Here is a 13,085-nt window from a genome sequence, read left to right as displayed (position 1 = left end):
CGTGAGAAGAGGAACCGTGTGATGAAGACGCGCTACTACCACCTGCCGCGCCTCACCGGCGTGGACGCCCTCCAACTGGACGAGCGCGAGGTGCCCGCCCCCGGGCCGCGCGAGGTGCTGGTCCGGATGCGGGCCTGGTCGCTCAACTACCGGGATCTGATGATCGCGTCGGACGCGTACGGACGCGCCCTGAAGCCCGATGTCGTACCGCTGTCCGACGGTGCGGGCGAGGTGGTGGACGCCGGTTCCGAGGTCACCCGGTGGCGGGAGGGCGACCGGGTCGCCGGGATCTTCATGCCCGGCTGGCTCTCCGGGCCGCCCGCCGCGCGGAAGACGGCGGGCGCGCTGGGCGGCCCGACGGACGGGCTGCTCGCGGAGTACGTCCTCTTCGACCAGGAGGCCCTGGTCGCCGCCCCCGCGCATCTCGACTTCGCCGAGACCGCGACGCTGCCGTGTGCCGCCGTGACCGCCTGGCACGCGGTGGCGGTCACGGGTGGACTCGCCCCCGGCCAGACCGTGCTGACCCTGGGCAGCGGCGGAGTGTCGCTGTTCGCCCTCCAGTTCGCCGCGCTCGGTGGGGCCCGTGTGCTCGCCACCTCCAGCGACGACGCCAAGTTGGAGCGACTGCGCTCCCTCGGCGCCACCGATGGCATCAACTACGCCCGCACCCCCGACTGGGGCCGTCTGGTGGCCGAGGCCACCGGCGGTGGTGTCGACCACGTCGTGGAGGTGGGCGGCGCGGGCACCCTGCCGCAGTCGCTGGAGGCCGTACGGGTCGGCGGGCGGATCAGCCTCATCGGCGTACTGTCCCGGCCCGGGGACGGCGGGGCCGACCCGTCCTCCGTACTGCTCAAGGGCGTCACGCTCCAGGGGATGTTCGTGGGCAGCCGCGAGATGTTCGAGCAGATGAACCGCGCGATCGAGCACCACCGGCTGCGCCCCGTCGTCGACCGCGCCTTCCCGTTCGCCGAGGCGCCCGCCGCGTACCGGTACTTCGCGGGGCGGGGGCACTTCGGGAAGGTGGTCATCACGGACGAGTGACGACGAACGCCGCCGGCGCGGGCGTCGGCGCTGCCGCCAGGGGCCGTTCTCGTGGAGAGGTTCAGAAGCCGCCCGTAGTCGCCGCTGCGCCACGGCGGAGGGCCCTGTGTGTATCGGGCCCTCCGCCGTGGCGCGGGTACGAGATCGAGAAGGGGGCTTTCAGCGCTTGGTGGTGCTGTTGAACAGGGAGCGCGACCAGATGTAGCCGACGAGGGTGATACCGGCGCACCAGGCGAGTGAGATCCAGCCGCTGTTGCCGATCTGCGAACCGGTGAGCAGGCCGCGCAGCGTCTCGGTCATCGGCGTGAACGGCTGGTTCTCGGCGAACCAGCGCAGGCCCGGGGCCATTGAGTCGGCTGGCACGAACGCGGAGCCGAGGAACGGCATGAACTGGACCAGCAGTGGTTTGTTGCTCGCGGACTCGACGGTCTTGGAGATCAGGCCGAGCGCCGCCGACAGCCAGGTCACCGCGAACGCGATGGCCGCGATGAGTCCGGCGGCGGCCAGCCACTCCAGTGGGCTCGCGTCCGACCGGAATCCGACGGCGAGCGCGACGCCGACGACCGGGACGATGCACACCATCGTCTGGATGACGCTGCCGATGACATGCCCCGTCATGAACGACGAGCGGGTGATGTTCATGGTGCGGAAGCGGTTGATGATGCCCTCGGTCATATCGGAGCAGACCGCGACCGAGGTCGACATCGAGCCGGCGGCCACCCCCATGATGATGATGCCGGGCGTCAGATAGTCCAGATACACGTCCCGGCCGCCGCCCATGCCGGTGCCGATCGAGTCACCGAAGGCGTACACGAACAGCAGGAGCATCATGATCGGCATCATGGCGCTGCCGAACCCCACCATCGGATAGCGGATCGCGTGCTTGAGGTTGCGCCGCAGCATCGTCATGGAGTCGTGCACGGCGTAGGTGAGGGTGCTCATCGCTGGGCCTCCTTGGCGTGAAGCGGGGTGGCGGCGGTGCCGTCGCCGGTCAGGGCGAGGAACACGTCGTCGAGGTCGGGGGTGTGCACGGAGAAGTCGGCGGCCCGGACTCCGGCCGCGTCGAGCCGGTCGAACAGCGCGCGCAGCGCCTCCATGCCGGCGTCGCCCGCCACGCGCAGGGCGAGGCCCTCGTCATCACGGGCCGCTCCGGGGAAGGCGTCGGCCGCGCGCTCGTACTCGGCGGGCTCGGTGAACCGCAGCTGCACATGGCTGCCGGGGATCTGCGCCTTGAGTTCGTCGGCGGTGCCCTCGGCGACGATCCGGCCGCCGTCGAGCACGGCGATCCGGTCGGCCAACTGGTCGGCCTCTTCGAGGTATTGGGTGGTGAGGAAGACGGTGGTGCCGCCCGCGACCAGCGAGCGCACGGTGTCCCACATGGTGCGGCGGCTACGCGGGTCGAGCCCGGTCGTCGGCTCGTCCAGGAAGATCACTTGGGGGTCGCCGACCAGCGTCATGGCGAGGTCGAGCCTGCGCCGCATGCCGCCGGAGAAGGTCGCGGCGCGGTTCTTCGCGACGTCGGCGATGTCGAACCGCTCGAGCAGTCGCGTGGCCCGCTTCCTGCCCTCGCGCTTGCCGAGGCGCAGCAGGTCGGCCATGAGGAGAAGGTTCTCCTCGGCGGTGAGCAGGTCGTCGAGCGCGGCGAACTGCCCGGTGACGCCGATCGCGGCGCGTACTCCGTCCGGTGATGCGGCAATGTCGTGGCCCGCGACCTGGGCCTGCCCGCCGTCGGCGGCGATGAGGGTGGACAGGATCTTCACGGTGGTGGTCTTGCCGGCGCCGTTCGGTCCGAGGAGTGCGAACACGGACCCGGCCGGGATGCGCAGATCGATGCCGTCGAGGACGGTCTTGTCGCCGTACGACTTGCGCAGATCGGCGGTGGAGACGGCGGGGGCGGCCGTGCTGTTGGATGTGGGCATGACAGATGCGCGCATGGAGCCCTCCGGCTCGGAGTGTGAAGCGGTAGGAGGTGAAGGGGGGCGGGGGCTTGCGGGTGCTCAGGCCTTGGCGCGGCGGATGTCGATGTTGCCCCAGCGGGTCCGGGCGCGGACCTTGACGGTGTTCTCGGTCTCGGCCGGCGGCGCGGAGTCGGCGAGGGAGTTGCGCACCTGCCCGCGCTCGGCGCTGACGTCGAGCCAGGCGGCGGTGCCCTCGCGGATGCCGATGTCGATGGCGCCGTAGGACGTCTCCACCTGGACGTCACCGGAGGCGACTTCGGCGACGCGCAGGGAGCCGTAGGCGGTGGTGGCGGTGACCGAGGCTTCGGCGCACAGGATGTCGATGTCGCCGTGGGCGCCGCTGGCCCGCAGCTCACCGAGGGCGGCGGCGATGGTCGTGGTGCCGTGTGAGTTCTTCAGGGTGGCGGGGCCGTCGACGGTGCCGACGCGCATGCTGCCGGAGCTGGTGGTGATCTCGGCGGCGCCCTCGACCCGGTCGACGGCGATCGAGCCGTGGGAGACGGTCAGTTGGAGCGGCCCGGTCGCATCGAGGCGGACGTCGCCGCCCGAGGTCTTGATCCGGGCCTTGCCGAGGCGGCCTTCGCTCGCCACGTGGGCCCAGGAGCCGGTGACGTCGATATCCGAGCCCGCGGGCAGGTCGACCGTCACGTCGACGACGCCGGAGGGGCCGATGAAGCGCCGCTCCTTCGTCCTGATGGTCAGCACGCCGTTCGCGTACGTGACCTCGGTCTGCTCGGCGGCCCGTACGTCCTTGTCCCGCTTGGGGCTGCCGGGCCGCACCTCGACGGCGGTGTCCGCGCGGTCGCTCGCGGTGAACCGGAGGGAGCCGGCGCCCACGTGGGCGGTGACCGTGATCGGTTCGGGAGTGTCGAAAGAAGGCATGGCTGTACCGTCCTCATGACTCGTCGGGGCGTCCCCGCAGGTGGGACGTGTTGTAGGTGGCTTGGGTGGGGCGCGGGCGCTGCTAGCGCACCCAGCCGGTGAAGTTCTGTGCGGAGCGGGTCTTCGTTGTCGTACGTGGCTGCGTACCGCCGTCGACCGCGGCCGACACGGCGCGCACCAGCCAGGCGTTGACCGACAGGCCCTCGCGGGACGCGGCCTCCTCGGCACGTGCCTTGAGCTGGGCCGGCAGTCGCAGATTGACCCGGGCGGTGCCGCCCTCGTCGCCGTCCACGGGGGCCGGGGGCGCGAGCGATTCGGCGGGCGCGGCCTCGAAGGGGGCGTCGTCGCGGGGCGGCAGCGTCACCACGAAGTCGGGATCGAGCCCGCGCAGCCGTACGTCGACCGAGCCTGGGGCGAGCTCCCGGGTGATCTCGTCCATCGCGGCGGAGAGCACATTGAGCATGGTCAGCCGGGCCGCCGACTCCAGCGGAGCGGTGAGCCGGTCGGCCAGCTCGCGCGCCTCGTCGCCGCCGGCCTCGGCGGCCACCGCGAGTTCGCTGCGGAGGGTGTCGACATACGGGGTGAGGTCCATGACGTCATCATGGCACCACAATGGCGCCATACGCAACCCCTGGATGGCACCTTGCGGCGGGCGGACTTGACCGCATCCGCGCTGACCTGCGAAAACGAGGATGGATCGGCCTAAGCCATGCTGACACCATGAGCGCTCATGCGCTTCTGGGGCCGCGTGATGGCGCTGGGTGGCACTGCGGTGGCGCCATGTAGCACCAGACGGCGCCACCTCGGCATCATGTGACGCCACAAGGGGGTGCACACCGCGGCGCCACCAGCCACCAGCCACCACGTCGGGCGGACCGATGGCGTGGGACGGCCGACGTGGTCCCGCAGTACCGCGAAACCACTACTGGAGGCCATGCAGCTTGGCGATCAGACGCCGCAGCAGGGCCACCCGGTCGTTGCCGCGCGGCCGGCAGTCCTCCAGGCGCCGGACGACCCCCGGCGGCACGTCCTCGACCCCTACGGCGTCCACGACCTTGTCGAGCGCGTGGATGCCCCAGTACTGGCTGAAGGCGAGCGGCTCCTTCACGACGGCGTCCGTCAGGGCGGCCAGCGCGTCCGCGTCCGGCACCGCGTACAGCCGCGCGTATGCCGCCAGGCGCAGCCCGCCGTCCGGGGAGGTGAGCCAGCCGTCCAGGTCGGGGTCGGCGAGCCGCTGGGTGGCGCGCACCAACCGGGCGAAGATGCCGTTCATGCGCTGCGTACGGGCGGACCCGCTGGCCATCGACGTACGGACCTCGAGGTATTCGGCGGCCAGCCGGCGCACATCCCTCAGCGCCGTGGCGCCGCCGTCGGTCTCGTGCCCGTCGTCGCCGCTCCCCACGAGGGCGGCGTCGGCGATCCGCTCGGCGGCCTCGATGCGCCGCTCGACCGCCTCCTTGAACTCCAGACGCACCCCGCCCGGCAGTTCGATGCTGTTGAGCAGATCGCGCAACCAGGGCACGACGGCGACCACCAGGAGCGCCACGGTGACGTTGTCTATCTTCAGATCCGGCGCCAGCACATGCGTGACGGCCACGGCGATGGCCACACAGCTCACCACGGACGCGACGATGTACCGCCGCCTCGCGGCCCGCCCCGCATACCCCTCGCCCTCGCCGGGCTCCCCCTGCCTCATGTGCCCCAGCATGCCCCAACCGGGCCCGGCTCAGGCCGGGTAGGCGTGTTACGCCCGGCGGGAAGCCCCGTCCGGCCAGACGACGTCGACGGGTACGCCCGCCCCCCGCGCTTGACCCACCACGTCCGCCGTACCACCGCCCTTGCCCGAGGGCGGCCGCCCGTCCCACACCGCCACCAGCCGATCGGCCCGCTCCAGCAGCACGGCGTTCGCCGCCTCGTACGCCTGCCGGTTCGCCGTGTCGTACGGCATCACCAGCACCTCGTCCGCGGCCGCCACCAGACGGTCGAAGGTCGCGGCATGGTCCGGCTTGACCTTCGCCTGCCGGTAGTCCCGCGACGGAATCACCACAACCAGACGCCCGCCGACTGCCAGAACCGCGTCGGCGAACACGCTGTCACTGCCCTTCGCGACGCATGACACGCCGACCAGACCGGCCGGGTCGTAGGCGGCCAGGAGTTTGTCCAGCTCACCTCGGACCAGCGGCACCGACGCGTCGGTGAGGTCCATGTGCCCGGTCACAGCGATCGTCGTCATCGGGGCGTGGCCTTCCTCGTCATGTGGTCAGCAGAGTGCGTACGCCAACGCGCACTTCGCCGCGTCTTATGCTGCCCGCATGCTTCGTGCGGTGGTCTTCGATGTCGGCGAGACCTTGATCCGGGATGACCGCGGATGGGCCGCGTGGGCGGACTGGCTGGACGTCCCCCGCCATACCCTCTCCGCACTCGTCGGCGCGGTCGTCGCTCAGGGCCGCGACAACGCCGAAGCACTACGGCTCATTCGGCCGGACATCGACATCGCGGCCGAGCGAGCCGCGATGGAAGCCGCGGGGGCGGGTGAACGACTGGACGAAGCCGATCTCTACCCGGACGTGCGTCCGGCCCTCGCGTCCCTCCGTGAGAAGCGGCTCCGCACCGTCATAGCGGGCAACCAGACCGCGCACGTCGGCCAGTTGCTACGCGAGCTCGACCTCCCGGTCGACGAGATCGCCACCTCGGGCGAGTGGGGCGTGGCCAAACCCGACCCACGCTTCTTCGCCCGCGTCCTGGACCTCACCGGCGCCGCGCCCGACGAGACGGTGTACGTGGGGGACCATCCCGCGAACGACATCCGCCCGGCAAAGGCGGCGGGACTGCGCGTCGCGCATCTGCGGCGCGGGCCGTGGGGCCATCTGTGGTCCGGCACCGCCGAGGCGGCCGCCGCCGACTGGCAGATCGACTCGCTGCACGATCTCGCGCGGCTCGCCGCCAGCTAGGACTTCGGGCCGGACGAAGGCTTCGTTCACTTCGTCAGGAGCTTCAGCATCGACTCCGTGTCCGCGAGATCCTCGACAACTTCCGCAGCTCCGGCGGCCCGCAGATCCTCCGCGCCGGTACGCCCGGTGGCCACGCCGATGACGCGGACGCCGCAGGTCACGCCACCCTCGACGTCGTACGGCGTGTCCCCGACGAGGACGGCGTTCTCCGCGGGCGTCCGGGCCCGCCGCAATGCGGTGCGCACCAGCTCCGGGCGTGCGTCCGCGTCCTCGCCGAAGGCTCCGGTCGAGAGATCGATGTACTGGTCGAGGCCGAACGCGGCCAGCTTCACCTCGGCGGCGGCCCGGATGTTGCCGGTCATCACGGTCTGGGTGGCCCCGTCCCGGGCTGCCAGGGCGGCGAGCAGCGAGGAGGCCCCGGGGAGGGCGCGCCCGCGCTCCCGAAGTTCGGCCGCGCGCCGCACGTGGACGGCTCCGAGAGCCTGGGCGAACCGCTCGAACAGGGCACGGCTGTCCGGCAATCCGTGGAGTCGCAGCGTCTCGCGGAGGATGACCGGCTCGGTCGACCCATCGATCTTCGCCTGCTCCCGCATGGGCCGACCGGTGACCTCTTCGAACGCCTCGGCCCAGAATTCGCGTCCGACCCCTCGGGTGTCCACGAGCGTGTGGTCGATGTCCCACAACACGAGCAGCGGCACTGTATCGCCTTCCGATCGTTGGATACCGGCCCCCGCTGGTGACGGGCACCATACGCTGAGTAGGCAGACGTACGGAGGTAGGCATGGTCGCATCCGATCTGCCCATCGGCGACAGAATCAGGCACTACCGCGGCGTACGGCGACAAGACGTCGTAGCCGGGCTCGTCGGCATCTCCCCCGATTACCTGTCCCAGATCGAACGCGGCTTGAAGGTGCCGTCGTTGCCCATCCTGCACGCCATCGCCCAGGAGCTCGGCGTGCCCATTGCCGCGCTGCTCGCCGACATGCCCGCTGCCGGTCGCATGGCTCCGGACACGACCGAGCCCGCGATCGTGCAAGCCCTGATGGGCTACGGGCCGCCTCGCAGCGCGCCCCTCGCCGAGCCGACAGCGCTGCGCGAGCGTGTGGAGAGCGCCTGGCGGGTCTGGCAGAGCAGCAAGACCCGGTTCACCGACATGGCCGACGTTCTGCCCGGCCTGATCGCGGACACCGAACACGTCGCCCGGATCCACCGCTCGGCCACGGACCCCGACCGGCGCCGAGCCATCATGCGGGTGAGGGCTGACCTCTACTTCCTGCTGCGGTCGTACCTGCGGCGTACCGGCCGGGTGGATCTGTCCATGATGGCCGCGGACCGGGCCGTACAGGCAGCTGAGGAGGCGGATGACCCACTGCGCACAGCGGCCGCTCAGTGGAACCTGGGACATGCTCTGCTGGCCTCCCAGGAGCCGGACGGCGCCGAGCAGATCGCGCTCCGCGCGGTCGAGGAGCTACGCCGGGCACCATTGGCCGAGCCGGAAAGGGTCGCGATGTCGGGGGCACTCCACCTGGTGGCGGTCGTCGCTGAGGCTCGGCGTCGTGACTGGTCAGCGGCGCGGGACAGGCTGCGGCACCACGCCCGCCCAGCGGCTCGGAGCGTCGGCGAGGGCAACATCATGTGGACCGTCTTCGGGCCGACGAACGTGGCCCTGCACGAGGTCAGCATCGAGATGGAAGCGGGCGACGCGAGCGAGGCACTGAAGATGGCCGACGACGTGGACGCCAGTGATCTGCCGTCCATGGAACGGTCGTTCACCTTCAACCTGGAGGTGGCGCGCTGTCACCACATGCGGCGCGAAGACGCGGCGGTGCTGCTGAGCCTGCTGGAGCTGGAGGACCTGGCCCCGGAGGACCTGGCGCGTACACCCCTGGCACGGAAGCTGATGCTCACGGTGATCCGACGAGGGCGGGCGGCGCATGCCCGGCAGGCAGAGAAGCTCGCGGAGCGGGTGGGGGTCTTCTGACCGCCGAGCCCGTGGTGCGCCCGAGCTGACAGCTCGGGTGGGCGGCCCTCGGCGTCTCTACGGTCAGTCATGACCTGACCGCACACGACGCCGGGGGATCCCATGCATACCAGCGCCTCTCATACACAACCATGGGCGCCACCGAGCGGCGCCGACGTGCGGATGGTCCAGGTCGGACCGTACTGGGACGCCGTGCGGGCGCCCGAGGCGCTTGGTGCGCGGGCTCTGGGCTTACTCGGTGGGGCGACCGGTGCCGTCATCGCCGACTACAACCTCATGTACTGGCTCATCCGCCCGGGGGCCGCGCGGCACTGGCGGCGCATCCGGCAGGTGCAGACGCTCGGTACGGGCCGCCTTGAGACCTCGTACCTCGGCGTTCCGCCGGTTGACCGGACCAGCGGGCCGTATCCGCACTGGCGCGTCCCGCTCGGGCCGGGGCGGTACCTCACCGATGCCGACCGGCTCCGCGAGGCGCTGGTTCGGGCGGTTGTCGCCGAGCTCGGGGGCGGGATCGGGGTCGGCGAGGGGGACGAACGGTGACCGGCGACCGTTCAGTCGCCCAGCAGTCGCTCGCGGCAGCGCACGGCATCGAAATGCCGGACGCGGACGCGCTGACCGGGCCCCAGCTGGAGGGCTGGGACCGTGCGCTGTGTGGGCGGCGGCTGATCGCGGATCAGTTGCTCGGGACCGTCGCGTGGACCTGTGGCAGCAGGACGCGGGAGGTCGAGCTGTGGGTGTGTCGGCCGTTCTGTGGGGAGGGCTCCGATAGCGCGTAGGTGGGCTGGACCGACCTACGCCGGGTATGCGTGGGTCTGCGTTGCCTTCAGCGTGACCCACACCGGGCGGCCCGGGTGGAGGGTCAGTTCCGCCACCGCCGCCGTCGTGAGGTCGGCCAGGAGGGGGAGTTCGCCGGTGAGGTCGACGCGGATCTGGTCGCCGTGGGACTCCAGGCCGGCCACCTCCAGCCGCCACAGGTTGCGCGCGCTGGAGTCGGGGCGGTCGCGGTGGAGGGTGACCGCGGCGGGTGGGAAGGCGACGAAGACCGGGCCGGAGAGGTCCTCGGTGGTGGTGATGGTGGTGCCGCCGTCGAGCGTCACGGTGTGGCCGTCGGCGCGGCCCTGGTAGAGGTTGAGGCCGACGAGGCTGGCGATGTAGTCGGTGCGGGGGCGGCGGGAGATGTCCGCCGGGGCGCCCTCCTGGACGATACGGCCGTCCTCGACGACCACGAGCCGGTCGGCCAGCACCATCGCGTCCAGCGGGTCATGGGTGACCAGGACCGCCACCGCCTCGAAGTCGGCCAGATGGCGGCGGAGTCCGGCGCGCACGTCGAGGCGGGTGCGGGCGTCCAGCGCGGCCAGTGGTTCGTCCAGGAGCAGCAGGCGGGGGCGGGTGGCCAGGGCGCGGGCGAGGGCGACGCGCTGGGCCTGGCCGCCGGACAGGGCGCGGGGTTTGGCGCCCGCGCGGTCGGTCAGGCCCATCCGGTCCAGCCACTCGGCCGCCTGCGCGCGGGCCTCCGCCTTGGGCACCCCGTGGCAGCGCGGGCCGAACGCCACGTTGTCCAGCGCGGTGAGGTGCGGGAAGAGCAGATAGTCCTGGAAGACGACGCCGACCGGGCGGTCCTCGGGCGGCGTCCGCAGTCGATGCGACGGCTCCTCCAGGGTCCGGCCGTCCAGCCGCAGCACCCCCTCGGTGAGCGGGGTGAGCCCGGCCAGGGCGCGCAGCGCGGTGGTCTTGCCCGCGCCGTTGGGCCCGAGCAGCGCGACCACCTCGCCGGGCGCGGCGGTCAGCCGCAGGTCGAGCCGGAAGCCGCCCCGGTCGACGACGAGCCGGGCGTCGAGGCCGTCGCTGTGCGGCGCGGCCTGCTCGATGAGAGAGGTGTCCGTGTTGGTCATGAGGCGGCCATCCAGCGGTCGCGCAGCCCGGCCAGGACCGCGATGGAGACGGCGAGAAGGACGAGGCTGAGCGCGATCGCGGCGGCCGGGTCGCTCTGGAGCGCGAGATAGACCGACAGCGGCATCGTCTGCGTACGGCCCGGGAAGTTGCCCGCGAAGGTGATCGTGGCGCCGAACTCGCCCAGCGCCCGCGCCCAGGCCAGCACCGCCCCGGCCGCCACGCCCGGCGCGACCATCGGCAGGGTGACGCGCCGGAACGCGGTGAAGCGCGAGGCGCCGAGCGTGGCGGCGGCCTCCTCGTAACGCGGATCGGCGGCCCGCAGCGTGCCCTCGACACTGATCACGAGGAACGGCATCGCCACGAACGCCTCCGCGACCACCACCCCCGCCGTGGTGAACGGCAGGGTCACGCCGAACGCCGAGTCCAGCCAGCGGCCCACGATCCCGTTACGGCCCAGCGCGAGCAGCAGCGCCACGCCACCGACCACCGGCGGCAGCACCAGCGGCAGGGTCACCAGGGCGCGCAGCAGCCGGCGGCCGGGAAAGCGGGCGCGGGCCAGCAGCCAGGCCAGGGGCACGCCCAGAACCAGCGCCACGGCGGTGGCGGCGGTCGCGGTGATCAGCGAGAGGCGGAGCGCCTGCCACACCGCGACGCTGGTCAGCTGGTCGGGCAGGCTCCGCCAGGGCGCGCGGATCAGCAGCGCGACCAGCGGGAGCACCAGGAAGACCAGACCGGCGAGGGCGGGGAGCAGGAGCGGCAGCGGGACGCCCGTGCGGAGGCGGGGGGTGCCCCGGCGTCGCCCTGCGCTGCCGCTCAGAACCTCCCGGGGGCCGGGTGCCCCCTCTGACTCGGCCCCGGGCCCCGGCCCGGCCCCGGCCTTGAGCTCCGTCCCAGCCTCCGGCCCGGCCCCGGCCCTCGGCTCCGCCCCGGCGTTCCGCTCCGTCACGGCTTGAGGAAACCGGCCTGGCCGAGCACCTTCTGGCCCTGTGCCGACTTCACCAGGTCGATGAAGGCCGTGGCCCCCTCCGCGTTCTGGGCGTTCTTCAGCGGGGCGATCGGATAGTCGTTGATGGCCTGCTTCGACTCGGGAAACTCCACGCCCGCGACCTTGCCACCCGCCGCCTTCACATCGGTCTTGTAGACGACGGAGGCGTCCACCTCCTTCAACTGCACCTTGGTCAGCGCGCCCTTGACGTCCTGCTCGTACGAGACCGGGGTGAGCTTGAGCTTGGCCGCGGTCAGCGCCTTCTGGGCCGCCGAGCCGCACGGCACCTCCTTGGCGCACAGCGCGACCTTCAGCCCGGAGCGGGTGAGGTCCTTGAGCGTCTTGATCTTCTTCGGGTTCCCCGGGAGGGTCGCGATCTCGAGCTGGTTGCGGACGAAGGTGGCCGGGGTGCCCTTCGCGTCCTTGGCGTCGGTGACGGTCTTCATGGTCTTCGGGCTCGCGGCGGCGAAGACGTCGGCGGGTGCGCCGGAGGTAATGCTGGCCGCGAGGGCGTCGCTGCCGCCGAAGTTGAAGGCGACCTTGGTGCCGGGGTGCTCCTTCTCGAACGTCTTGCCCAGCGCGGTGAAGCTCTCCTTCAGCGAGGCCGCCGCGAACACGGTCACCGTGCCGGACAGTTTCTCGGAGGAGGAACCGGAAGCGGACTTCTTGGAGGAGTCACCGGAGTCACCCGAGTCGTCGGAGTCACCGGAGGAGCAGGCGGTGAGCGTCAGGGCGGCGAGCGCGAAACCGCCCACCACACGGAGCGTCCAACGGGGCCGGGGCCAGGGTCGGGGTCGGGATCCGGAACCTGGTACGGAACGGGTCGTCATGGGGTCTGTCTCTCCCTCTCTGCGACTGCTGCGGCTGCTGCGGCTGCTGCGGCTGCTGCGTGTGCCGCGGCCGCCGCGTGTGCTGCCTATGCCGCCCTCGACGCGCGTGTTCACGGCGTTTCCACGACCACGTTGGTCGACTTGATCACGGCGACGGCCGGAACACCCGGCTCCAGCTTCAGCTCCTCCGCCGACTCCCGGCTGATCATGGACACCACGCGGAATGGCCCCGCCTGGATCTCCACCTGCGCGGACACATCGCCGAGGATCACCTCGGTGACGATGCCCGAGAAGCGGTTGCGGGCCGACGAGCCGGGGTGGTCGCGGTCCGTGCCGCTGGCGACCTCGCGGGCGAACGCGGCGAGCGCCGGGCCCGGGATGATCCGGCGCCCCTGCTCGTCCCGTTCGGCGGTCAGCCGTCCGCTGTCGACCCAGCGCCGCAGGGTGTCGACGCTGACCCCCATCAGGGCCGCGGCCTCACCGATCCGGTACGTATGCATCCGCCGATGGTAGCGCCGCATCTGCGAGCCGGTACATGGTGATCAGGTGGTATCCGTCCAACGA

Annotated in this window: 16 protein-coding genes; 5 read left to right on the top strand and 11 right to left on the bottom strand. The window is 71.7% G+C overall.

Annotated features, from left to right (window positions below):
* Positions 1-21 precede the first annotated feature (21 nt).
* The gene (locus tag ACT2CW_RS04180) at positions 22-1,041 is read left to right on the top strand and encodes a zinc-dependent alcohol dehydrogenase family protein (protein WP_445515520.1); all 1,020 of its coding nucleotides are present in this window, start codon (positions 22-24) and stop codon (positions 1,039-1,041) included.
* A gap of 159 nt (positions 1,042-1,200) precedes the next feature.
* On the opposite strand, the gene ACT2CW_RS04175 is transcribed toward ACT2CW_RS04180, so the two are convergent.
* The 6 genes from ACT2CW_RS04175 to ACT2CW_RS04150 all read right to left on the bottom strand — a co-directional run bounded on the left by ACT2CW_RS04175 (position 1,201) and on the right by ACT2CW_RS04150 (position 6,114).
* Positions 1,201-1,983: an ABC transporter permease gene (locus ACT2CW_RS04175; RefSeq protein ID WP_445515519.1), complete on the bottom strand. Its 783-nt coding sequence runs from the start codon at positions 1,981-1,983 to the stop codon at positions 1,201-1,203.
* A complete protein-coding gene (locus tag ACT2CW_RS04170) occupies positions 1,980-2,975 on the bottom strand; it encodes an ATP-binding cassette domain-containing protein (protein WP_445515518.1) in 996 nt (331 codons plus the stop codon). The genes ACT2CW_RS04175 and ACT2CW_RS04170 overlap by 4 nt, the downstream gene beginning before the upstream one ends.
* Positions 2,976-3,038: 63 nt before the next feature.
* Positions 3,039-3,881 (bottom strand): DUF4097 family beta strand repeat-containing protein, encoded by an 843-nt coding sequence (locus ACT2CW_RS04165; RefSeq protein WP_445515517.1) that lies wholly within the window; start codon positions 3,879-3,881, stop codon positions 3,039-3,041.
* Between the two features lie 82 nt (positions 3,882-3,963).
* Complete coding sequence (locus ACT2CW_RS04160) at positions 3,964-4,473, bottom strand: toxin-antitoxin system HicB family antitoxin (RefSeq protein WP_445515516.1); 510 nt, start codon at positions 4,471-4,473, stop codon at positions 3,964-3,966.
* Positions 4,474-4,803: 330 nt separating this feature from the next.
* Complete coding sequence (locus ACT2CW_RS04155; protein ID WP_445515515.1) at positions 4,804-5,577, bottom strand: hypothetical protein; 774 nt, start codon at positions 5,575-5,577, stop codon at positions 4,804-4,806.
* A 48-nt stretch (positions 5,578-5,625) separates the two neighbouring features.
* The gene (locus ACT2CW_RS04150) at positions 5,626-6,114 is read right to left on the bottom strand and encodes a hypothetical protein (RefSeq protein WP_445515514.1); all 489 of its coding nucleotides are present in this window, start codon (positions 6,112-6,114) and stop codon (positions 5,626-5,628) included.
* A gap of 79 nt (positions 6,115-6,193) precedes the next feature.
* Between ACT2CW_RS04150 and ACT2CW_RS04145 the strand changes: the two genes are divergently transcribed.
* Positions 6,194-6,832 carry an HAD family hydrolase gene (locus ACT2CW_RS04145; protein WP_445515513.1) on the top strand — a complete coding sequence of 213 codons (639 nt, stop codon included), beginning with the start codon at positions 6,194-6,196 and terminating at the stop codon, positions 6,830-6,832.
* A 26-nt stretch (positions 6,833-6,858) separates the two neighbouring features.
* Here the strand turns inward: ACT2CW_RS04145 and ACT2CW_RS04140 are convergent, their stop codons facing one another.
* Entirely contained in the window at positions 6,859-7,530 is a 672-nt protein-coding gene (locus tag ACT2CW_RS04140; protein WP_445515512.1) for an HAD family hydrolase, read from the bottom strand.
* An 83-nt stretch (positions 7,531-7,613) separates the two neighbouring features.
* Between ACT2CW_RS04140 and ACT2CW_RS04135 the strand changes: the two genes are divergently transcribed.
* The 3 genes from ACT2CW_RS04135 to ACT2CW_RS04125 all read left to right on the top strand — a co-directional run bounded on the left by ACT2CW_RS04135 (position 7,614) and on the right by ACT2CW_RS04125 (position 9,589).
* On the top strand, positions 7,614-8,813 hold the full coding sequence (locus ACT2CW_RS04135; RefSeq protein ID WP_445515511.1) for a helix-turn-helix domain-containing protein: 1,200 nt from the start codon (positions 7,614-7,616) through the stop codon (positions 8,811-8,813).
* Between the two features lie 162 nt (positions 8,814-8,975).
* Positions 8,976-9,353 (top strand): hypothetical protein, encoded by a 378-nt coding sequence (locus ACT2CW_RS04130; RefSeq protein WP_445515510.1) that lies wholly within the window; start codon positions 8,976-8,978, stop codon positions 9,351-9,353.
* The gene (locus ACT2CW_RS04125; RefSeq protein ID WP_445515509.1) at positions 9,350-9,589 is read left to right on the top strand and encodes a hypothetical protein; all 240 of its coding nucleotides are present in this window, start codon (positions 9,350-9,352) and stop codon (positions 9,587-9,589) included. The genes ACT2CW_RS04130 and ACT2CW_RS04125 overlap by 4 nt, the downstream gene beginning before the upstream one ends.
* A gap of 15 nt (positions 9,590-9,604) precedes the next feature.
* On the opposite strand, the gene ACT2CW_RS04120 is transcribed toward ACT2CW_RS04125, so the two are convergent.
* The 4 genes from ACT2CW_RS04120 to ACT2CW_RS04105 all read right to left on the bottom strand — a co-directional run bounded on the left by ACT2CW_RS04120 (position 9,605) and on the right by ACT2CW_RS04105 (position 13,021).
* Complete coding sequence (locus tag ACT2CW_RS04120) at positions 9,605-10,705, bottom strand: ABC transporter ATP-binding protein (protein WP_445515508.1); 1,101 nt, start codon at positions 10,703-10,705, stop codon at positions 9,605-9,607.
* Complete coding sequence (locus ACT2CW_RS04115; protein WP_445515683.1) at positions 10,702-11,523, bottom strand: ABC transporter permease; 822 nt, start codon at positions 11,521-11,523, stop codon at positions 10,702-10,704. Before ACT2CW_RS04115 ends, ACT2CW_RS04120 begins: the two co-directional genes overlap by 4 nt.
* Positions 11,524-11,648: 125 nt before the next feature.
* Positions 11,649-12,521 carry a molybdate ABC transporter substrate-binding protein gene (gene modA / locus ACT2CW_RS04110; protein ID WP_445515507.1) on the bottom strand — a complete coding sequence of 291 codons (873 nt, stop codon included), beginning with the start codon at positions 12,519-12,521 and terminating at the stop codon, positions 11,649-11,651.
* A 110-nt stretch (positions 12,522-12,631) separates the two neighbouring features.
* Positions 12,632-13,021, bottom strand: a complete 390-nt coding sequence (locus ACT2CW_RS04105; protein WP_166484036.1) for a TOBE domain-containing protein — start codon at positions 13,019-13,021, stop codon at positions 12,632-12,634.
* Positions 13,022-13,085 lie beyond the last annotated feature (64 nt).

The organism is Streptomyces sp. NEAU-174 (assembly GCF_052665095.1).
The sequence above is the reverse complement of the archived record's forward strand: the minus strand, read 5'-3'. Positions and strand labels throughout refer to the sequence as shown.